The sequence below is a fragment of the Salinisphaera sp. G21_0 genome, assembly GCF_017744115.1.
GTDB lineage: Bacteria > Pseudomonadota > Gammaproteobacteria > Pseudomonadales > Endozoicomonadaceae > Endozoicomonas.
Window position 1 is genome coordinate 1 of sequence record NZ_JAGHQW010000032.1, and the last position, 21,206, is coordinate 21,206.

17 protein-coding genes and 4 pseudogenes are annotated in these 21,206 nt (G+C 49.0%); 11 read left to right on the top strand and 10 right to left on the bottom strand.

What is annotated here, in order from left to right:
- Positions 1-252 precede the first annotated feature (252 nt).
- The 4 genes and pseudogenes from J7439_RS15310 (at position 253) to J7439_RS15325 (ending at position 3,285) form a co-directional block, all read left to right on the top strand.
- Positions 253-639, top strand: coding sequence for a hypothetical protein (locus J7439_RS15310; protein WP_209202853.1), 387 nt, complete (start codon positions 253-255; stop codon positions 637-639).
- Between the two features lie 340 nt (positions 640-979).
- Positions 980-1,231 carry a hypothetical protein gene (locus J7439_RS15315; protein ID WP_209202854.1) on the top strand — a complete coding sequence of 84 codons (252 nt, stop codon included), beginning with the start codon at positions 980-982 and terminating at the stop codon, positions 1,229-1,231.
- Between the two features lie 107 nt (positions 1,232-1,338).
- Positions 1,339-1,815: pseudogene (locus J7439_RS15320) on the top strand (IS982 family transposase); the annotation flags it as partial.
- Between the two features lie 189 nt (positions 1,816-2,004).
- Entirely contained in the window at positions 2,005-3,285 is a 1,281-nt protein-coding gene (locus tag J7439_RS15325) for an ankyrin repeat domain-containing protein (RefSeq protein ID WP_209202855.1), read from the top strand.
- Here J7439_RS15325 and J7439_RS27510 read toward each other — a convergent pair.
- A pseudogene (locus J7439_RS27510) lies at positions 3,263-3,630 on the bottom strand (transposase); the annotation flags it as partial. The gene J7439_RS15325 and the pseudogene J7439_RS27510 overlap by 23 nt on opposite strands.
- Positions 3,631-3,760: 130 nt before the next feature.
- Between J7439_RS27510 and J7439_RS15330 the strand changes: the two are divergent.
- Complete coding sequence (locus J7439_RS15330) at positions 3,761-4,123, top strand: hypothetical protein (RefSeq protein ID WP_209202856.1); 363 nt, start codon at positions 3,761-3,763, stop codon at positions 4,121-4,123.
- A gap of 499 nt (positions 4,124-4,622) precedes the next feature.
- Positions 4,623-5,183, top strand: a complete 561-nt coding sequence (locus J7439_RS15335; protein WP_209202857.1) for a hypothetical protein — start codon at positions 4,623-4,625, stop codon at positions 5,181-5,183.
- A 115-nt stretch (positions 5,184-5,298) separates the two neighbouring features.
- Here J7439_RS15335 and J7439_RS15340 read toward each other — a convergent pair whose 3' ends face one another.
- Positions 5,299-9,126 (bottom strand): PEP/pyruvate-binding domain-containing protein, encoded by a 3,828-nt coding sequence (locus J7439_RS15340; RefSeq protein ID WP_209202858.1) that lies wholly within the window; start codon positions 9,124-9,126, stop codon positions 5,299-5,301.
- A gap of 790 nt (positions 9,127-9,916) precedes the next feature.
- Here J7439_RS15340 and J7439_RS27515 point away from each other — a divergent pair.
- The 4 genes and pseudogenes from J7439_RS27515 to J7439_RS15380 all read left to right on the top strand — a co-directional run bounded on the left by J7439_RS27515 (position 9,917) and on the right by J7439_RS15380 (position 14,799).
- Positions 9,917-11,549 (top strand): annotated as a pseudogene (locus J7439_RS27515) (NAD(P)-binding protein).
- A gap of 128 nt (positions 11,550-11,677) precedes the next feature.
- Positions 11,678-12,567 (top strand): annotated as a pseudogene (locus J7439_RS15370) (thiamine pyrophosphate-dependent enzyme); the annotation flags it as partial.
- Between the two features lie 112 nt (positions 12,568-12,679).
- On the top strand, positions 12,680-13,678 hold the full coding sequence (locus J7439_RS15375; protein ID WP_209202864.1) for a dihydroorotate dehydrogenase-like protein: 999 nt from the start codon (positions 12,680-12,682) through the stop codon (positions 13,676-13,678).
- A gap of 239 nt (positions 13,679-13,917) precedes the next feature.
- Positions 13,918-14,799, top strand: a complete 882-nt coding sequence (locus J7439_RS15380; RefSeq protein WP_209202865.1) for a hypothetical protein — start codon at positions 13,918-13,920, stop codon at positions 14,797-14,799.
- On the opposite strand, the gene J7439_RS15385 is transcribed toward J7439_RS15380, so the two are convergent.
- Positions 14,800-15,108, bottom strand: coding sequence for an HPr family phosphocarrier protein (locus J7439_RS15385; protein ID WP_209202866.1), 309 nt, complete (start codon positions 15,106-15,108; stop codon positions 14,800-14,802).
- Positions 15,109-15,343: 235 nt separating this feature from the next.
- On the opposite strand from J7439_RS15385, the gene J7439_RS15390 reads away from it, so the two are divergent.
- Complete coding sequence (locus tag J7439_RS15390) at positions 15,344-15,724, top strand: coiled-coil domain-containing protein (RefSeq protein ID WP_209202867.1); 381 nt, start codon at positions 15,344-15,346, stop codon at positions 15,722-15,724.
- Between the two features lie 165 nt (positions 15,725-15,889).
- On the opposite strand, the gene J7439_RS15395 is transcribed toward J7439_RS15390, so the two are convergent.
- The 7 genes from J7439_RS15395 to gspH are packed head-to-tail and all read right to left on the bottom strand — an operon-like array spanning position 15,890 to position 21,201.
- On the bottom strand, positions 15,890-16,720 hold the full coding sequence (locus J7439_RS15395) for a type II secretion system protein N (RefSeq protein WP_209202868.1): 831 nt from the start codon (positions 16,718-16,720) through the stop codon (positions 15,890-15,892).
- Positions 16,713-17,249, bottom strand: coding sequence for a type II secretion system protein M (locus J7439_RS15400; RefSeq protein WP_209202869.1), 537 nt, complete (start codon positions 17,247-17,249; stop codon positions 16,713-16,715). The genes J7439_RS15395 and J7439_RS15400 overlap by 8 nt, the downstream gene beginning before the upstream one ends.
- The gene (gspL, locus tag J7439_RS15405) at positions 17,249-18,505 is read right to left on the bottom strand and encodes a type II secretion system protein GspL (RefSeq protein WP_209202870.1); all 1,257 of its coding nucleotides are present in this window, start codon (positions 18,503-18,505) and stop codon (positions 17,249-17,251) included. Before gspL ends, J7439_RS15400 begins: the two co-directional genes overlap by 1 nt.
- A complete protein-coding gene (gene gspK / locus J7439_RS15410; RefSeq protein WP_209202871.1) occupies positions 18,505-19,599 on the bottom strand; it encodes a type II secretion system minor pseudopilin GspK in 1,095 nt (364 codons plus the stop codon). Before gspK ends, gspL begins: the two co-directional genes overlap by 1 nt.
- Complete coding sequence (gene gspJ, locus J7439_RS15415) at positions 19,596-20,225, bottom strand: type II secretion system minor pseudopilin GspJ (RefSeq protein ID WP_209202872.1); 630 nt, start codon at positions 20,223-20,225, stop codon at positions 19,596-19,598. Before gspJ ends, gspK begins: the two co-directional genes overlap by 4 nt.
- A complete protein-coding gene (gene gspI, locus J7439_RS15420) occupies positions 20,222-20,605 on the bottom strand; it encodes a type II secretion system minor pseudopilin GspI (RefSeq protein ID WP_209202873.1) in 384 nt (127 codons plus the stop codon). Before gspI ends, gspJ begins: the two co-directional genes overlap by 4 nt.
- A complete protein-coding gene (gene gspH / locus J7439_RS15425) occupies positions 20,605-21,201 on the bottom strand; it encodes a type II secretion system minor pseudopilin GspH (RefSeq protein ID WP_209202874.1) in 597 nt (198 codons plus the stop codon). Before gspH ends, gspI begins: the two co-directional genes overlap by 1 nt.
- Positions 21,202-21,206 lie beyond the last annotated feature (5 nt).

The following is a 21,206-nucleotide window of genomic DNA, read 5'->3' on the forward strand; positions in this document are numbered from 1 at the left end:
AAATCATCAATATCACAGAATACACTAGTCATAGACATGGAGCCTCCGGTTAGCTGTCTATGGACTGGTATCCGAAAGATAGCTATTGATCAGGGGCTCCTTGTCTTTTTTGCATCGAACTCACGTTACATTACAGGGCATCCCAAATTTCCGCTGGATTGTTGTCAGATGCGCTATCTCAGATGATAGTGAAACTCACTCTCTGAATATAAAGTAATTTATCGATTTATAATTCAAATAAGGAGTTATCTTATGATTAATGTAAATGGAGCCCGTCATCCTGCTGTTGACCAAAGCGCACAAGCAGAACCAAACAGGGAGGCAAGTCTTGGCCGATTCCTGAAGAGGTCCGTAACAAGAATACATGTCAGCAACATTTTCTGGGATGTTGATACTTATAAACAAGAATCTTCATTAAGTAAGTCTTTTTCATTATTTAATATGAGGATAGGACTTGCATTTGCTGTTTCCGCTATCTCTTATCGTGTTGCGAAATCTATGTTAGATAGTAATGCAGATATTGCGTGCGCAACCCTGGCTGGGTTGTTTGTTGGCAGTCAGATGGGTTTATCGACCGCAAAAGCGTTTTTTGAGGAATATGATCGATTAGAGGCTGAAGCAGCGAAGCGAATGCAGTAGTGACTTCTCAGCCTCTTCGGGACTCTATCGAGGGTTCAAATATCTCCAGTAACGATAAAAACGTAGGGAATCCTCCACAAACAGATGAACAATGTGTGCCTGATAACACTGTTCGCCAAAGAGCAAATCACCCTGGTGGGGTTCAAACAACCTGACAATCAATAGTGTCTGGAAAAACTGTTGAGCTATCGAATGAAATGGGTGTCTCATACTGGGCACAACTAAAGACTTTGGAGCATAGGATTTACGTCCCGGAGCCAAAATACCCAAACAAGAAAGGCGACCAAACGCAGCTATGATTTCCATGTGACAAAAGAATCACCTGAAGTACGTAGAGCATTTGTCAAAAAGTCTTCTCATCGGCTCCGGAGTGATTGAAGCAGCATGTAAAACACTGGTTACTCAGCGCATGAAATGTTCGGGAATGCGGTGGAGAAATCCGGGAGGCCAGGTGATTCTGACACTCAGGTCTTTAATCCAGGGCGACTGGTTTGATAAGGGCTGGCAGCTTCTGTCGGTCACCTATCGAGCCAAGATCAGCGGTCATAACGACAATGTCATCCCATTTCCTAATAAAATAGATCCAAAGTAATTTTTAGTATGAGACTTTCACCCAATCTTTTGAAAATGCCCAGTCTATTGCCGGTGTTTTGCCGGTCACTATAACGCAATAACCGCAGAACTTATTTAACCAAGCCCTGCGCATCCAATAAGAAGCATTTCTATGGTTTTCAGGGGCATCTACTGGTTGAGGCACGAGGCATTCCTGTTGGTTTTACGCTGACTGCTGCTAATATAGATGAGCGTGATGCGGCGTATGACATGATGGAGATCATTGCAGGTCTCTTGCTGGGTGATAATGGATATATACGGCCTGAGTTCAAGAATGATTGCCAGGAAGTGGGTATCGACTTGCAGACGCCACTACGCAAAAACATGAAAGATGAAAGACCGAAGTCGTTTGTGAAATTGATCATGCGAGTGCGACGCAGGATTGAAACCGTTATTGGCCAGCTTGCAGAACGATTTGAGATGGAAAAATGCCGCTGTCGTGATATGTGGCATATGACATCACGTATAGCCAGAAAGCTGCTGGCCCATAATATTGGGTCATATCTCAATATCAGTGCAGGTAAAGCGCCTATTCAGTTCGAGAACCTGATAGCTGCAGCTTAAAAAATAGTGAAATTTTGTTTTTGTGCTACTTTCGATATTTATATTGGACTTACCCCCATCCAAGGATGAAAACCGTTAAGTCGAACATCGCGTTAAAATGAATAAAATTAGTCGTATCTTCGAATTAGTGAATGATCATAAAGAACTCTTACTCGTATTTTACGTATTAAGACAGCGGAGTATTACACTATGAATAACGTTTCTTCCGCTCAACCTGCCACCTTTAATAGCCTCAGTGAAGATCCTGCCATTATTTATTTTGACAAATCTGTCCCCGGTGCCTGTTTGGTAGAGACCAGGTGCGGGCACATCTTTGAGCAGAAAAACATTTTCAAATCGTTTGATGGCAAGACACTTGAAGACAGGGTTTGTGCTGTATGCAATAATAAAAACCCTCTTCCCCTCAAGGTAATTCTCGGTCGTTGCGATGATGCTGACCGTTACTGCCGAAACCCCGCCCTGGAGGCTGCCTGTACAGGTAATACAACAGACCTTGAGGCAATACTGACTGACGACCCTGAGGCCGTGCGGAAAAAATTCAATGATCCTGAGTATGGCCACGAGGTTACCTTGCTGCACGCTGCCGTCGATTCTATACAGCTCTCTGTGGTCAAACTCCTGTTGAGGTTTAAGGCAGATGTCAATGCCTACATTCAATACAAGCCGGAATTACGGGGCTTCACCCCCCTGATGCTCGCTATTGAAAATGGTAATGAGCATACGGAAATAGTTGATCTGCTGGTACAGCGGGGGGCTGACGTCAATGCAATAATGAGCGATTCCGGTGAGATGCTAACCGAGCCACCCATACTTAATGCTATCCAGATGGGAGACATCGAAACTGTTAAATTTTTGGTGAGCAATGGGGCGAAGGTTGATGGAGACCTGAGCGGTGATAAATTTAACGGCTTTACACCCCTGATGATGGCTGCCCAGGAAGGCCACGTCGACATCGTTAAATATCTGTTGAAGAAGGGATCAAACGCCAATGAAGCCCAATACGATGCGGGCGAAAACGATGGCCGTACCCCCTTGCTGATGGCCGCCATATATGGACACACCAATGTCGGAAAAATTCTGGTAGAGCATGGGGCTGATGTTGATGCTGTCATAAGTGGAGCTGGTGATATACAGGGAGGCACATCCCTGATAACTGCTGCCTGCTGTGGCAATGAAGAGTTTGTCAAATTTCTGCTAGATAAAAAAGCCAACCTCAATGCCGCCATGGGTGCCGAAGCAAAGAAAGGCTGTACAGCGCTGTGGTATGCCAGCCACTACGGATATAAGACGATAGTCCAAGCACTCCTGGAGGCCGGCGCGGACCCCAATCCTGTTGAAAAACCTGATGATGCAAGCCGCCAATGTCGTACAGCCTACATGGCGGCGATGGATAATGAGCACGAAGAAGTTGCCAAACTCCTGCTTGATCATGGGGCAACGACACTCCCTCCCAATACTCCCTCCCAATAACAGTTATAATCCTACGCCGCACCCGCATGATTAATTTTACAAACGATTTGGGTCTTTCATATTTTTTCTCAGTGGTGTCTGTAAGTCGATCCCCAGTTCCCGGCAATCTTCCTTAAACGGTGGTCATCTTATCACCCAACAAGAGACCAGCAATAATTTCCATCATGTCATACGCAGCATCGCGCTCATCGACATTGGCCGCAGTAAGAGGGAATCCTCTGGGATGCCCCGTGCTTCAACCAGCAATTGCCCCTGAAAGCCATAGAAGTGCTTTTTCTTGGAAGCGCAGTAACCATCGTCCGCTTCTCTTTTGAAGACTTTACTCCTGGGAGCCCTTGTACGAACAACTACTTAAATACCCTTCAAAAAGCACAAAGATAAAGTAATAAGTGTTTTTGCTCTCGTTGGGAATTCAAATCGATAAGGGTGAACTGAAAAACTATCCTGACGAAAAATCTCAACGGGTGTAAATCTGATGAATCGTTTATCAGAAACGGGTAGCTTGTCAGGTTCTGGTCACTGTGCTGATGAGGCAACAGCGATAGCAGTCAATCAGAAAGGTATCCTGTCAAAGTTTAAAGTTTCAGACGCAGGTAAAGATATTCTCGATGCCATTTTGCATTTCAAGCATAACAAGGCGGATATTCCTGCAGTTGCTGCTGTAGATGCCTATAAATCACTGAGTGATCGAGAAGTTGGGTTATTTGAAAATGTATTAGACAACTACCTGCCCCATTTTTTAAGTAAGCAAGACAATACCGTGACTCAACATCAACAGAGTTTTTTTGTGAATTTTTCCCAGTATCAGTTGCTTTTGAAGTTAGAAAACATGGTGTAGATAACCATTATCGACTGGCCGGGCGTGGAAATGCTTTTGGACTCGATCCCCCGGACAGTCTTAAGTCTGACAGTCTCCAGCAGACTCTTGGGTAGACATTCCGCGAGGTCGGTAAAATTGAACTAATTCTGGTCTGACTGGTCAAAAGAAGGAAATAACAATTAATATAAAGGATTATATTATGAACCCGTCCACTTCCGTCCAGCTGAGCTGGCTAGAAAACATTCAGTACAACTACAAAACTTCAGGATTGTGTAAAGCCCTGTTCGCTGTCTTCTGCTTCTCCGGCTGCTCCAGAACCATCTCAGAGGCCGCGGCCCGGAATTACATCAACGCTTTTCCTGATTCCGGGCTGAAACTGGTTCTAATCAGAAAAATTGCCAGCAGGACTGTGACTCTTAGTCCTGCAGGCAACTTGCATGTCCCGGTCAAGTCACAGTCTTTGGTCAACAGAGGTCAGCTATCAGAACAGCAGAGGCTGGATCAATTGCAGGAGAACATGGTAAAACTTGAGGAGTTGGCAACAGACTATCTTGAACTCGTCCGTAATGTATCTGAAATCCCATTATACTCTGAAATTGTAGCCGAAGAACTATCAGCTATTGATAATGGCCATAATGTCCCCTCTGCCGAAAAAATCATCAGCGATTTGAAATCCTGGAGTGAGGTGTTGAAATTAGGATCTGACAACAATGTTATTGACTCATCACAAGTGATCACTGATGAATTAGCAGCACAGGCCCTGACCCAATTCAGATCCAGATTTAAAAAATTGAAATTCCAACCGAAAGCAGGTGAAATCCTGAAAAATCTCAATCATCAAGTTGCCGGGTTGATGCCTCACATCAGATCGAATACCAAAGCTTATCAAAACACAAAATGTATTTCTCATGCTGAGGAGAGAGTCATTGCTACGGGTAAAGAATTAAAGCAGCTAATAGACGATGGCCATTACGTTCTTGACAGGGTACTTTCCATGACACAAGGCAATGAAGATTATCAGGAATTAAAAAAGAAATTGGACTCCCGAATACAAAATATTTTGTCTATGCAAAGTTAAACAGCAGGCTTGCTCTTTTAATGCCATATCATGCTGGAAGATTCTCCGGAACAGAATGTTCCGGAGAATTTTCCAGTTTGATAGGGCAAGGATGTTATTCGTATTACTACTGAAGCTACACCATCCCATGGTCATTACGTATCCGCTCAGAAGCATATTTGATAACTTTCGGATCAATATCCATCGCCATTTTAAAAAAAGCTGTGTCATCTTTCAGGGTGTCAGAGAGAGCTTCAGACATGTAATAAGATTCACCACATTTTACCAACCCAAGCATTATTGTCGGATCATCACCGTAAGGCCGCCAATCTAAAAACGAAAGGTAACGCATGTTTAAATCCAATAGTTGTAACATGGCATTTCTGAGTATTTTTTTGCCACTCATGGCCTGAACCATGTTGAAAAATAGTTCTTGGCAGGCGTTAGCCGCGGCCCTGAGCACTTCAGGATCATCCCAGAACTTCTCATCGGCATGCTGTAATGCCTCCGGGGTGTGGGTAGCAGCATTCAAAACAACCTCTTTGTCCTGCTTTAGTTCACTGGGCAAATATTCAAGCAACAGTCCATTTAATTTGACCAGTGGTAACATCAGTTGCTTATCACTCAGCCAGTCCGTCTTTGCTTTGACCAGGGGGATCATTACTTGCGGACGTAAAATAAGAAGAAGCTTGATGCATTCCTGATTATGGGTGAAATCATCATCAGAAAGTTCAGGCAACTCATGGCTAAACTGAGGCACGCGGGTGGCAGCAAACCTGATGAGTTTGCTTTGTGGCCCCTCACCCAAAAGCGTGCACAGTAGATCAGGTATATCCTTACCCTCGCATGAAAACCCGATACTAAAAAGGCTGCACTTTAAAATCCACTGACTATCGACTTTATCCAGACTATCTATATGAAACTTAATCCCGGTAAAGTTATCAAAAGATGGCATGCCAGGCGTTGGTCTGTAAAAACGTATATCTTCATTATTACTGTTATTTAACAGGTTTATTGCCATGAGCAATTGATCCCGCAGCCGGTTTATAGAGGGCACCCTGTTAATTTCACAGACGATTTCTCCAATTGATTCATTAATTGCAATATTGCAGCTTTGCCCGGGATGTGAGCTTGCCACTGCATTCATCAGTAACGCCAGATTAAAAAAACGCTTGCATTTCCCATCCCGCCCTTTGGGGTTCGAGGATGTTACCCACCTGGAGTTGAAGTCATCAACCATCCTGACCTTCAGGGTTCTGCCTTTGCCACCGGGTCCATCCGCCATTACCTCAATGACCCCTTTATGATAATTAATTTGGGTATTGATAATGCACACACCGTCCATATTCAACACAGTATTGTCCGAGCCAAATCCCTCAAGAGCTGCTGCACATTCATCTGTGAATATGTCAACGCTGTTCGGTGACGGGAAATGAACCATGGTCAACTTTTTGGATTTTTTAATTGTTTCTCCCTGCCCGGAAGCTACGGCAATATCACCGAGCATATCCACAAACCATTGGTGAATCAGAAAGACGATATCGTGAATGGAATCCACTTCATCCGCTTGCCTTGGCAAACTCAGCTGCAGCAACGAATCCCGTAATGCCACGCAGTCCATTCGCCACTGACGGAAACAGACCGGGTCAGGCAGCAGTTCCTGCGCGGTAGTCAGCCCAGCGGTTACTGCTACCAGTTGTGTTGCCACACGTTGCTGTATTTGGTTAACCCGACCTTTCAATACCTCCAGGCTGTCCAGGGCAGTAGTGATTTTATCGGTGGCATCTTCCCCTTTTGCGCCGGTGAGCAGATATTGTTCATAACCGAGCAACAACGCGTTAGTATCTGCCAGTAAATGGGCAATCTCTTCTTCCAGCTTCAGCAATACCTCTGCCCGCTGGGGCGACATGCTTAACAGCAGATTATTATCCGGTGACAGACACTGGTTCAACAGACGATCACGGCTGAAATAGTGGAGTAACAGGCCATTTAACCGGTTCAACTCCCGGAATTGCTCATCAACCCTCATTGGACTGTGCTCTGCTGGCTGCCATTGGTCGGTATAGGCGATAGCGGTACTGAAATCACCGCTGACTGCCGGCAACATACTCTCTGCAAACTGTTCATACTGGCTGCCGGCCAGTAAAAAAGCGCCGGGCTGTTGGTCAAACTGGCCACAAACCAGAGTCACTTGCTGTCCCTCAAGACCTTCACCCGCAGCCTCGTCAGTACCGGTAATAACACAGGGTTTACCGGCCTGGAGCAGGCTAATGGCCACATGGTCGCCACTGCCTCCCTGCTGGAAAACAAAGCCGCCTGCCTTAGCCAGAACCTCTGGTGCCAGCATCCACAGTTCACAGTGTGGTGCCATAATAATGGCTCCCTGGGGGATGTGACGGCTGGACTCACCGGGCTGTAACCGGATCAACGGCCCCTGGCACAGCCCTTCACTCACCAGCCTGCCAGAACAGATAAACTCCGCAGGCCTGGCGGCGGAAAATTGCCTGCCCCCGCAAAGGCGTGTCATTGGGCGAACCTGAAGGATGACCACTTCGCCCTGGTGGTTAATGGCAAACTCAACGTCCACCGGACAACCGAGCAGGTTTTCCAGCTGTTCAATATAGTTATAAAGCTGCCTAACTGAAGACTCTGGCAGTGTTTGCGACTGCCCGTCAGCAATGGGTGCCAGTCTTTCTGCAGCAGTGTTGTTGCCCTGCGGGTCCAGTACAAACGTATTGGTAACATTGCCTGCCGTGTAAACAGGGGTGATGTTATGACCACGGGATATGGTGCATCGGTGCGGGGTAATACCAAATTGACCGGCAACTGCTCCTTTGGGTTGTCCGGGCACAAACTCAATTTGTATTCTTTTATCTTTAAGGTCGGTATAGCTCATTGCCACACCGCCAAACCGGCAGTCCACACAGTGTTGCATGATCAGGGCCATCGGGGCGGGCATGGACGAGGCGCAAACCTCCGGGCGATAACCGGAAGCCAGCACCTTCAGACAGGTGCGAACAATATCATCCTCACCGTGCACCAGTGATTCGTACTTGCCGGCCTGGGCGTCACCGTAGCCATCTTCTCTGGCACCGGAACTGCGTACGATAATTTTCTGCTCCGGCTGATCCTGGCACAGCTCTTCAAACAGTTGCTGCATGCTCCTGGCCGTCGGGTGGTCCTTAACCAGCTGATAGAAGGTTTCCCCGGCAATAAAAGTCGATAATGCCGCCAGTTGTTGCTCGCGGAGTTGTTGGTCAGCAGTGGCATTAACCAGCGTTTTCAGCTCATGCAAACTGGTGGTACTGCCGGAACAGCGTGACTGAATACCCGGTATTATCCGGGCCACAGTGGCAACACTGACAGGCAGGTTTTCCAAAGCCTGTGTCTGTGCAATCTCCAGACAACGGAAATCAGGTACCGGAATACCGTGTTCCTGCATGTGTTTCAGAAACATGCCTTTGCCACCGTACCTCGCCCGGTAGCCTGGCTCAGGTTGGCTTTGCCTGCCCAAGACACTTTCTGCCCGATCGGTAGAAGCATTATCGGTATTATTGGTATCAGGCTGTGCAGAAACACTATGTTGACTCTCAGTACCTGCCGAGCTGCTTTCAGGGCTGTTTTGGACAGCTCGCTGCACAAATGCGCCATCATTTCCCGGATTATGGGTATTTGTCGCCAAAGGCTCTGGCTTTGATTTTACTGGGACAATAGTCTCTGGCTGGGTCAAAAACCGAACTTTTTTGGGGGCAGGGGCAGCCGGTTTACAGGATGATGACTGGGCTGTTACCTGAGGCATGGGTGGTGTCTGAGTGCTTTCCGGGTCAGGCCGTGGTGTTGGAGTCTGAACTTGCAAGTTGCCTGTAGGACTATGAGTCACCGTCCTGCTGGCAATTTTTCTGGTTAGAGCCGGTGTCAGCCCGGAATCAGGAAAGGTTTTGATATAATTCTGGGCCGCGTGCACTGAGATGAGATGGTTCTGGATTTTCCGGAGAAGCAGAAGACAGCGAACAGGGCGCTACACAAGCCTGCAGTGTTGTAGTTGTAACGAATGTTTTCTAGCCAGCTCAGCTGGACAGAGGAAGACGGGATCATAATAAAATCCTTTTAGTAAATTATTTTACGTATTTGACCAGTCAGACCAGAATTAGTTCATTTTTACCGACCCCAGAATTTCTACCCAAGAGTCGGCTGTACGCGGCAACGGCTCCTGTGTTGCTTTTATGCCCCGGGCTATTTCCGGTCAGCTTTCTCGCGTCCGGGGGAACGAGTCCAAAAGCATTTCCACGCTCCATCAGTTGTTAATGGTTATCTAAACCATGTTTTCTAACTTCAAAAGCAACTGATGCTGGGAAAAATTCACAAAAAAATCCTGTTGATGTTGATTCACGGTATTTTTTTGACCAACTTATCGAAACTGGGCGGATGAAGGATCCGAAAGGCTGAATGAGCGTCTTGAAATTGATGTAATCAGCACTTCCCATGACCTTGATCATTGCTGTTCAGAAATGCTCTGGTATGGTGACGGCACCATTGCCACCCAATAACCATGGGTTGCAGAGCCTGGCCCATCGCCTGCGTTGAAGTTTCTTACCATAGTTCAGGTTATAACTCGTCAATTTGCCTTGTCCCACAGGCCACAATGACTTGCCCGCACTTATTGTTAGCAGGTGGTAATGGCAAGTGGTTAACCAGATGAAATCATATTTTCCATTTGGCTAATTACTTATGAGTGTTCAAATAGAGGAGTCGTTATGAATACCCTGGATATGACACAACCCCCGGGAAGATCACCGGTACAGGGTACTGGTCCGGTGGTTACCCGCAAGCCGGTTTATCAGAATTCTTTGCCCCCGTGTAATCACACCTGCCCGGCGGGAAATGATATCCAGGGTGCTTTGGCACTGGCTCAGGAAGGGCGCTTTGAACAAGCCTGGCGTACATTCATGAACAAACAACCCGCTACCGGGAACCCATGGCCGGATCTGTTACCACCCCTGTGAAGACGGCTGCAGTCGTGTGCAAGTGGACGACGCTGTAAGTATTCATTCCATCGAGCGATTCCTGGGGGATATGGCCATTGAGCAGAACTGGCCTATGCCGACGCCCAAAAGCGAGACCGGGAAAAAGGTTCTGGTTATCGGTGCCGGTCCTTCCGGTCTGAGTGCCGCTTATCATTTGCGCCTGCTAGGAGGCTGTCCGAGAATAGACTGCCCTACTGCGGTGGCAGCAAATTGGTCTAAAAAGTCGGAAATTTTCTGCCATCCTCGCTACGGGCGCTATTCTCGGTCAGCCTCCTAGGGCATACCGTTGAAATACGTGAAGCCGCACCGATTGTCGGTGGCATGATGCAGTTTACCTGGCCATTGGTGCGCATATTGGCAAGCAGGTTGATATTCCTGCCCGTGACGCTGGCAAAGTGCTGGATGCGGTCAGCTTCCTGCGGGAAACCGGTGTGGGCGAAAAGCCTGTGCTGGGTCTCGTCGGGTAGCAGTATACGGCGGTGGTAATACGGCGATGGATGCCGCACGCGCGGTAAAAAGAATGGGTGAGGATGAGGCCATGATCATCTATCGCCGGGACCGTGATCATATGCCCGCCCACCGTTTTGAAGCGGATGAAGCCGAAGCAGAAGGTGTCAATATTCATTGGTTGCGAACCATCCAGAATATTGAAGGGAGTGAATTTAACGTTGAGATTATGGAGATAGGTGATGATGGTCGTCCACATCCAACCGGCCGCTTTGAAACGCTGGCGGTGGATTCCCTGATTCTGGCCCTGGGTCAGGATGTGGAAAGAGATGCTGGACAGAGTACCCGGTCTGGAATTTGATCGCTGGGGCTCACTGACCGTTGATGAGCAAATGATGACCGGCTGTGCAGGTATTTTTGCCGGTGGTGATATGGTGCCGTCTGATCGTACTGCCACCATTGCGGTGGGGCATGGCAAGAAAGCCGCCCGCTTTATGGATAGCTGGCTAACCGGTAAAAAAGTGAATGAGATCACCGTAAAACACCTGGTGGACTTTGACGGATTGCATCTCTGGTACCTACCCGGGCCGATCATCAGCATGAGCATGCGCTCAGCGTGGCGCAGCGTAATGACTTCAGTGAAGTGGGTCATGGTCTCAGTGAGGCCCAGGTTCGTTTCGAGGCCAGTCGCTGTTTCTCCTGCGGTAACTGCTTTGAGTGTGATGGCTGTTTCGGGGCCTGCCCGGAAGGTGCCATTACCAGGCTGGGTAATGGTGAGGGCTACCAGGTTAACCATGAACTCTGTACCGGCTGCATGGCCTGCTACCGTCAGTGTCCATGCCATGCCATCGAGATGCAGGCCATGCCACAAAACGTCTTACAGCCCGACATGGCAACTCAAATGGAGGTACGGTAATGTCTCAGCCTAAAGAACAGCCTGTTCGTGTCACCATTGATGGTAATGAGGCGGCTGCTTATGTTGCGTATCGGACCAACGAAGTCTGTGCCATCTATCCTATTACTCCGTCGTCCAATATGGCGGAGCAGGCGATGCTGGAGCTGGAGTCTTTCCGGGAACTGCTGGGTGCTGATCTTGTGGATGCCATCATCCATGCACCTCAGTTGAATGACACTGATGTACAAAATAAGCGTGAGCGACTGCAGGACTGCAGCAGGTGCGGGAAAAACTTGTAGAAGTAAAAACACCAGCAGCACAAAGCCTCAAGGTTGTGCTCGACCGTTTGTTGAAACGTGTCGTCTGGATTGTTGGCGGTGACGGCTGGGCTTACGACATTGGCTCTGGCGGCCTTGATCATGTGCTGGCCAGTGGCCGTAATGTCAATGTGCTGGTAATGGACACCGAAGTCTATTCCAATACTGGCGGTCAGGCGTCAAAATCCACGCCGATGGGTGCAGTGGCAAAATTTGCGGTGGCAGGTAAACGGTCCGCCAAGAAAGATGTTGCGCTGCAGGCCATTGCCTATGGCAATGTTTATGTGGCCCGGATTGCCATGGGGGCCAGCCCGCAGCAGACACTGCAGGCCATTCGTGAGGCTGAAGCCTGGCCCGGGCCTTCACTGGTGATCGCCTATTCGCACTGTATTGCCCATGGCATTAACATGACCCACGGTATGGAGCAGCAGCGACTGGCCGTACGCTCTGGCCATTGGCCTCTGTTCCGTTACAACCCTGGTCGTACAGAGCACCATGAGAACCCGTTTGAACTGGACTCGCTCAGGCCCAGTGTGCCTCTGACGGATTATATCCGTGGTGAGGTTCGCTATCGGGCCCTGAATATTGCCTGCCCGGATGAAGCGGAGGCGATTCTTGACGAGGCCCAGAAAGTGATCAACCGGAAGTGGGGCGTCTATGAGGAAATGGCAACACACAATGCCATGGACTTTGTCCCTGAGAAGGCGTCGGCTGTTCATTAATAGAGTGACCACAGAGACACAGAGTTAATCCATCGTTCCTTCTGGAACGAGGCTCAGGGTGCAGAAATAGCACCCGGTAGTCTGATGTCTCTGTGGTGATTGAGGAGAAAAGATGATGGATTTGACCACCAACTATATGGGGTTAAGCCTTAAAAATCCGTTAATAGCGGCAGCTAGTCCATTGACGTCTACATTGAAAAGCATCCAGCGTCTGGAAAAGGCCGGTATTGCTGCTGTGGTTCTGCCTTCCCTGTTTGAAGAGCAGATTCGCCGGGAACAGGAAGAGGAAGAACGGATTGCCCTGTCCAGGGATGACCTGTTTCCGGAAGTCACCTCTTTTCTGCCTGCAGGCCTGACCCTGGAACGTGGTTCGCAGGCATATCTGGACACCATTCATAAAGTTAAGGCAGAGGTGGGTATCCCGGTGATTGCCAGCCTGAATGGTTGCTCGGAGGGCGGTTGGATGGATTATGCCCGACAGATTGAGCAGGCTGGAGCGGATGGTATTGAGCTGCATATTTATTACAATCCACCCTCGCTGGAGATCACCGGACGTCAGGTTGAGGACGTCTATCTGGACGTCGTAAGAAGTGTAAAAAACAGTGTCACGATTCCGGTTGCCCTGAAAATTGACCCATTCTTCAGTGCCTTCGGCAATATGGCCAGACAGTTTGATGAGATTGGCGTTGATGCCCTGGTGATGTTCAACCGGATGCTGCAGCCGGACTTTAATCTCAACAATATGCAGGTTGAAACCAGCTGGCCTATCAGCAAAGCCGGAGAGATCGGTATTCCACTGCGCTGGATCAGTGTGCTGCACGGCAAGATCAATGCCTCTCTGGCGGCCACATCCGGGGCCTACGACCATGAAGACATTATCAAATATCTGCTCGGTGGTGCGGATACGGTGATGCTGGCTTCTGCACTGATCCGCAATGGGGCGGACTATGTGTCTGTGCTGTTAAAAGGCCTGGAAGTGTGGCTGAAACAGCGGGATTTTGTCGGGCTGAATGACATGCGCGGACTGATGAGCCAGTGCTCTGTGGCCAACCCGGAAGCCTTTGAACGGGCCAACTACATTCGTACCGTGGATGGAGCGAGGAAGCACTGACCTGTTGCCTCGTTCCCATGCTTTGATGGTGTTGCAATAGGTGTAATAAGCTCTGAACCACAAAAGGGTGCCTTTATTGATTTGCCTGGCATTGCTCAGGCAAGCTCAGAAAAAGCCTTGAACCTTTGTGGTTCCTTTATTAAGTAGTTAACCAAATTAAAATAGCCAGATAATCCACAGGCTAAATGCTGGATATAACATATACTGAACAGACCTCAATGCTCAATAGGTTGTAGTTTATGATCTGGAAGACTCTGTTTCCCATATTCATAATGAGCTGTGCGCTGTTGGATGTTAATTGTCTGGCTGCTGAGCCAATTAATGATAATAAATCAGATGATTGCTTTTTGAAAAACAAGGTCTTTAACATTGTTGTTGGTGAAGAGTACAGTGTACCCATTCGATTCGGTACATTGGAAGCTAACAACATTAAGAGAGACTCTGTGCATTTCGGAATGAAGGGCAACGATTTGCACTATGCCTTCACTCTTACCCTTAACCTGACAGATCCTGAACACTCAAAAAGGCTGTACTATGAGGTAAAAAACCTGATTCCCGCAGTCAGCAAAACGTTGCCCGAACCCAGGTTTACCAGAAATAGTGTTGATATCATTGGGTCCTGTGATCAAGAGCATTTTGTGATTGTAATGCCCCAGGCAGGCAATGAATTTTCTTTTCTCAGGAAAGCGCAGGAAATGAGTACGCCTCATGGTTCAGGGCTTATGGTGGAAGGGCATCTTGTTTCACCGCACGTTCCCGACGATTCTTCTGGATCTCCGGATAAAAAATTAAGAGTAAGCTTCAGCTCTTTTGCTGACAGGCTGATGGAAAAAAAGCTGAGTCACCTGGAAGAGCAGCCTGAGGTTCCTGCGGTTATTGTTGAGCTCGAGGAGGGTGAGTTGGCTCAGGAATTATTGGATATGAAAAGTGATGAATATTATCACTCCGCAAAAATGTATGAAGAGACCTATGCAAAAGTCACCAGGAAAGATCATCAAGGGTTAAAGGGTATTGACAGGCAAATTAACGATTTGGAAAAGGCGCATATCAACCTTTACAAACAGATTGAAGATATATTGAGGGATTTTCAAAACCAGATAGAGCAGATCAGGTTAAGATGATCAACCTGGCGCTTCATGGCATGGACAGTGACAATCGCTGGTCTTTCCTTCGCCAATCAGGCCTTCGATAATGACCTTCAGTTGTTCCATTGCCGCTGCTTCATCGCTCCCTTCAATGGTCAAAGTGATCATGTCGTTTTTGGTGATACCGGCAGACATGAGCTTCATCAGGCTTTTGGCATCAGCCTTGTGTCCCTTGTTATCAACGGTGACCGTACTGGCAAACCCTTGGCACGCTTTGACAAATACAGCGCCAGGGCGAGTGTGCAGGCCGTTTTCATTAGTTACTATGATTTGCGCAGTTTGCATGGTTTCCGGCAAAAATATCAGCTTGAGTGAGTTTGACCCGATGCATCTATCGAAAGAGGCTAACTGCTTAATGCTCCCATAAAATAGTTTTCATGTTAATGATCCCTGTCATTTTTGATGAATATGCTGGTGGTAAAACTGAGTGTTTTATGGCAAGTCCAAAACCATCTGCTACGCTCTCTATTCCAATAACAACAGGTGGATATATGGCTCATAACAGACATAGTGATGATCTATGGGACGCATGGAAATCAGTGTCAGGAATACACAAGACGGCATTCAAAGGCTGTTCCTGCACAGCGTTAAACATGAACAAGCCATTGAATCGCTTCGGCAAGATGTCAGCTCACTTCGGCAAGATGTCAGTTCACTTCAGCAGGATGTCAGTTCACTTCAGCAGGATGTCAGTTCACTTCAGCAGGATGTCAGTTCACTTCAGCAGGATGTCAGCTCACTTCAGCAGGATGTCAGCTCACTTCAGCAGGATGTCAGCTCACTTCAGCAGGATGTCAGCTCACTTCAGCAGGATGTTGGAACGTTACGCCAAGAAACCCGTGAACGCTTTGACAAGATAGAAGACACTCTTGCCATCATTGTGAACCACCTGCAGAAGTAACAGACACATAACGATGGCTTCCACAGGGCCCTGCCTGTAATGAAGCTACCGCCAAATTAGCTTGTTTGAATAAGTGGTTAAGCAGTTTTTCATCCTTGTGGGAGATGACATTAACTGTTGCAGGATCTTTCCCGGGCCGGGCTCCTGCTTTGTGCAATGTTTCGATTAAGGAATCCATACTTGTTTGATCGAGCTTTTGAAGCTAAAGCCATAGGCACCGTTACTGTCCGGCTGTCCGAGAAAAGCCAGCCCTTGTTTCATCGGTGCAGGTAACGACGAATCGGGTGACATTTTTCCGGTAAAGGTATAACGGCCATTGGTACTCAGCTTAAAATCGCCATAGCTGTTCATGATGGATGATTTCTGTGTCACCCTGGCGATCAGGTTTCGGTTCTGGCAGCTTAATTGTGCGGTTGAGTTCCCCAGATCAAACTGGCCAAAGGGCGAGGTTAACCCACTGTTTGTGAGTGCTGCATTACCATTAATATTCACACACCCTTTGTCGTTTAAAATAAGCTCATCCAGTTCCAGCAGGACATTTCCTTGTAATTCACCGGGAATGTTGCCGCCTGTCGTGTATTGTAAAGATGCGACTAGCCACGGCGCAGTGGTATCCAGTACGACATTATTCAGTGTCAGCGTCTGTCGGTTAATCACAACCGTTCCCTGGCCTTCAACAGGGGATGCTGCATTGCCCAGCTCCACCGAAACCTGAACCTCACCTTTCAGGAGCGAGACGGGTTCAATCTGCCAGCGGATGGCTGGCAGCGCCAGCGGTTTTCGAGACACCGCCAGCGTGACACTTTCGGCGGCTCCAGACCATGGAGTACCGGTAATTCCAGACATGTTGACGGGGAGTTGCCTGGTTGGCAGGTACTGCCAAACGGCTGCCGCCGACATATTGGCGATCAGAAAGCCGCTGTAGCTGACCAGACCAAGCGTCGAAAGCAGTATAACCTTACCTGTTTTTCCCTGTTTCATATTCTGCTCAACCACGTTCAAGTTGCAGGCGACGTACTTCAACAAAACCACTGGTATCCGTGGCTTCCAGTTGTATGCTGGCCACCTTGATCCGGTGCTGTTGTTCCAATGTTGTCAGCCAGCCTATCAGTTTATCGAAGCGGGCATTGGCCAGATCAATATCCAGCGTTTCGTCCTGGCCGTTGGCTCGCTGAACCCGCTGGATTACCAGCTGATATCTGCCCGCCAATTGATGGACGGTCTGGTCCATGGGCATATTGCTGACAGGGCGGGCAGTGGCACCTGAAGCTCTCAAGCTGAGGACCTGCTCCGCCTGCTGTTGTATCTGCGTCAGCTGTGCGCGGCTGGCAGCCACTTTCTTCTCTGCCAGTGCCTGTTGTTCAGCAAGCGGTGTCATCAGGCCCTGCCAGATCAGCCAGATAAACAATGTGACCAGGGCTGTGGCGGTGAGCCACTGCTCCCGCCGGGAGAGTTGCCGCCAGCGGCCAATCATGCTTTGCCAGAAAGGGCTGGCGCTGTTGATGGTATTGGTAAGGAAGCTCATCAGGACACACCTCCTGAAATAACCAGCATGCCAGTCACTTCATCTCCGGTACGTTCAAGGGCTTCTATGGCAATGGTCAGCCCTTCGCCCCGGTTAAGATCTTGTTCAAACTGTTCCCGGAAACGGGTGAAAACCTCAAAGTCACCGGCTTGCGCCTGAATACGCAGGCTTTGTCGTGCACCTTCTCTGGTGTTGACAGAGAAAGTCATGGAACTGGCTTGCAGCTCGGGGAATGCATTAAGCACCGGGGTAATCCGGGCCAGCATGGCCAGCATACTCTGTGATGTTTCTTCCGGTTGTTGTAACGCTGCCAGCTTTTGTCGCATCTGGGATTGCAGCCTGACAACCCGCTCGCCCGGAAACAGCTGCTGGTAAATACTGTTGGCCTGCTGTTGATAAGATGCCGCAGTTTGATCCAGTTGATGGGTTTCCAGCACCGAGTGAGCGGTTACCAGTATAAGAAACAGGCAGGCCATCAGAGCGGTGGACCACCAGGGCAGTAGTCGTTGGCGCCAGGGTGAGGCAGGTTGCCATTTTCCCTGCAGCAGGTTGAGTGGTGTATTACCGGCCTGAGGGGCCAGCAGTGTTAATGGCGATGAGAAATGCTGCTCTGTTTCCAAAAACGTCAGTTCAGGATGCTCCTTTTTCAGGCCATCCATAAACAACGTTAACCACTGTGACTCACAGACGGCTGTCTGCCACTGGCCATATCGGGCAATGGTCAAATCATCAATCTGCAATAAACGGCACTGATTTTCTTCGATGGGCAGCATCAGGGCATCGGGTACCCAGCGTTTGGTGATCACTCCGGCATCGGTCAGCCAGCCTTGCCACTGTGTCATATCGGCCTGTTTGATGACGGCCAGATGAGCCTGACTGTCCCCATGTTGGAGAACAGCAACATGCAGGTCTTCAACATCATCACCCAGCTCTTCTTCCAGTCGCCAGGGAAGGGACTGGCGAACAGCGGGGGTCAGTCGTCCCTGAATAGTCAGAGTATGCAGCGTCACCCGGGATGATGGCACCAGAATGGTAACGGCCATCGTAGCAATTGGCTGACCGGAAAATGTCCCGCTGCTGACGGTTGTGTCGGCATATTGTGCAATAAAATCCGATACTGTTGGCCAGAAACCATGGGCAATGCGGTATTGTTCAGGGTTGTCCTGAAGCGTTTCAGTGGCGATAGCCAGGCAAAGCTGCCAATAAACCGGTTGGTCGTGATGCTCCGGTAACCTCAATAGCAGGTGAGGATTCATTAAACTCCTCCAAATTTACGGCGAATGACCGTTAATTGGTTGTCTTTGGAACGAGCCAGAAGACTGTTAAGTCTGACTTCGCTTGCGCCGTAATTGGCTGTTGCATGCATTTCGAAATAGTAGCTGACGATGGTCAGACGCTTGTCTGCGCCAGTACTGCTGAAATTGGCCAGCAATGGCTGGCTGGTGAAATCAGCCACCGCATCCCATCCTTCCCGTGGCCTGGTTTCCAGAATAGTGCGTGCCTGATCAACGGGCAGCTGATCAATATAGAGCGCGGCCAGTATTTCCGGTTGGTCAACAGGAATGGTATTCACATTGATGGTCAGCTCGGTACTGGGCAGGGCACAGAGGTAAGGCATAACTTTTTGGGCGACTGACGATGATACTCCGGCCACGGCGCGCCATTCACTGATATCGCGCATCAGGGTTTTGCTGCTTAAATAAGGGAGTGGCCGGGCGAGGTAATCCGGGTCACTTTCACCTTCGGGAAGATCTTCGTTGCTGACCCAGTTTCGGGTTGCCCGGGTAATCCTGTCTGACTCCCACTGTGGTATTTCCAGGTATTGCAGCAGGGCAAAAAATACCTGACTTTCAGGCGACCTCTGTAAGGTGTCGTTCGTTTCTTTGAACGGCTTTGCCAGGGCATTGATATTAAAACAGGACTGTGAGTCTTTCAGTTGACCGGCAATCTGGCCACCTTCAACCGGTAATACTACATTGGCGGTGGCCCAGTATTGCCCGAGATGGGTGATGTCCGGATCATCTTCGAAGTTCTGTTTCAGCGTTTTAATCGCCAGGCTTTCCCCGGAAAAGGCATACCAGCGCGCCTGCTCCCGTTGCTGCATGGATTGGGTTCTGGTCAACTGGGTGCGAAAGGAGAGTGTTAACTCATTGGCCAGTAAAACCAGCAGGGTCAGTATCAGCAATACGCTCAGCAGGGCAATGCCTTGCTGGCGATCAGGGTAATGGGCTTTGCTACCATTGGGCTTGTAAAAGACATTGCCACGGAGGCACAGAGACACGGAGAAAAGAAAGTCTTTCTCTGTGTCTCTGTGTCTCTGTGGTGAATCATTATTATTTAGACCCGTCATAATGCAGGCTGCCAGGGTGCTGGCAGTATATAGCGGCGCTCTATACGTCCAAAGTCGTTCATATCAAACTCAATTTTCAGTCCTTCCGGTAAAGAGCCTTCAGCCAATAATAAAGAGTCCCGCCACTGACCATTGATGTAAAAACTGAATTTCAGTGAGTTGATATCGGTTAATAAGATCTGGGTAACCGGCTCGACATTGATGGATGCAGGATCGAGAACATGATGATACTGGCGCTCCAGACGGTTATCACGGAGTCGGTAAAAGACCCGTTGCAATTCCGGCCTGGGTAACCGGTAGTCCGGGTTGTGCCAGCCATGGCGCACCAGTGCCAGTGCTTCATCGTCACTGTCCAGCATCTGCGAGTCGCTGAACAGGCTTTGCGCCGTGACCCGGTTATCTACCCGGGTTCCCCGGTCGGCAATTTGTTGCAGGTCCTGGTCAATCAGCAACAGCGTGTATTGCAGTTGTCGCAGGCGCTCATTTTTAGTCAGCACAACATCATGGGCGGTCATCACGCCCTGAAAAATCTGCCAGGCACTGAGGCTGATGATGCTGAAAATAGCGATGGCCGCCAGCATTTCCAACAGGGTAAAGCCCTTTTGCTGTCGTTTGATCTGCATCATCCCTGTTTGACCATATAGCTTCTCAGTGTCGCCAGTACCGGACTTTGTTCGCCCTGTTCACCGCGTACTTCAACATCAATCGCCCGGAAATCGTTATCAGCGGTTTTGATACTGCGAAAACGGACAAACCATTGCTGTCCAGCCAGTTCATGCTCTGCCCATTGCCAGCTGAGTGTTGGCCACTGCTGTGTCAGATGAATGTCTGTCATCTGATTATCAGCCACCAGTCTTGCCAGGGTGCGTTGTTCCAGTATCGGCGTGTTGCGCACACTTTCGCCACTCATGGACAGTACCGACATCCCGGCAATGGCCAGCAGTGCAAGGGCCAGCAGTACTTCCAGTAAAGTAAAACCCTGTGCCGCAGAGACTCTGGAAGGCATCACCGTTGGACTCCTTCCATCAGGGCGATTTCGCCATGTTCTTCGATATTGATAGACAGGGCGTGCCTGGGGTCATCCGCAGAAAAGAGTTTTAACTCCGCCGGTGAAATCTCTCCGGAGGCCCAGAAGAACAGATCTGGTTCAGCCTTAAGTTCGGAGTCTGATAAAGACGCTTTATCGTCAGTGTCAAAGGTAAAACCTTGATCCTGTTCCAGAGTGTCTCGCCAAACCGACTCCCCGGGCAAAATGGCCAACCGCAGGGCCTTATTCAAGGCAACCGGCGAAAGAGTCCGGTCCTGGCTGACTGGCTGCCATTTCCCCTGCTGATAAACCAGAAATTGGTAGCCTTCGGTTGTCTGTTGCAGCCCCATATCCATACCATGGAGCAGTGCTTTCTCCTGCGAGGTCTGAGCCAGCATGATCAGACGTCGGGCCTCTTTCTGCATAAGTAAACCACTGTCGTCAGGCATCAGTGATGGAAGAATGGCGGATATGGCTAACCCCAGGAGTACCATCACCAGCATGATTTCCAGCAGTGTGAAACCGTGCTGGTTTACTCGCTGTCCTGTTTCGGAGTGTGTAACGTTGTTAGCCATTGAGC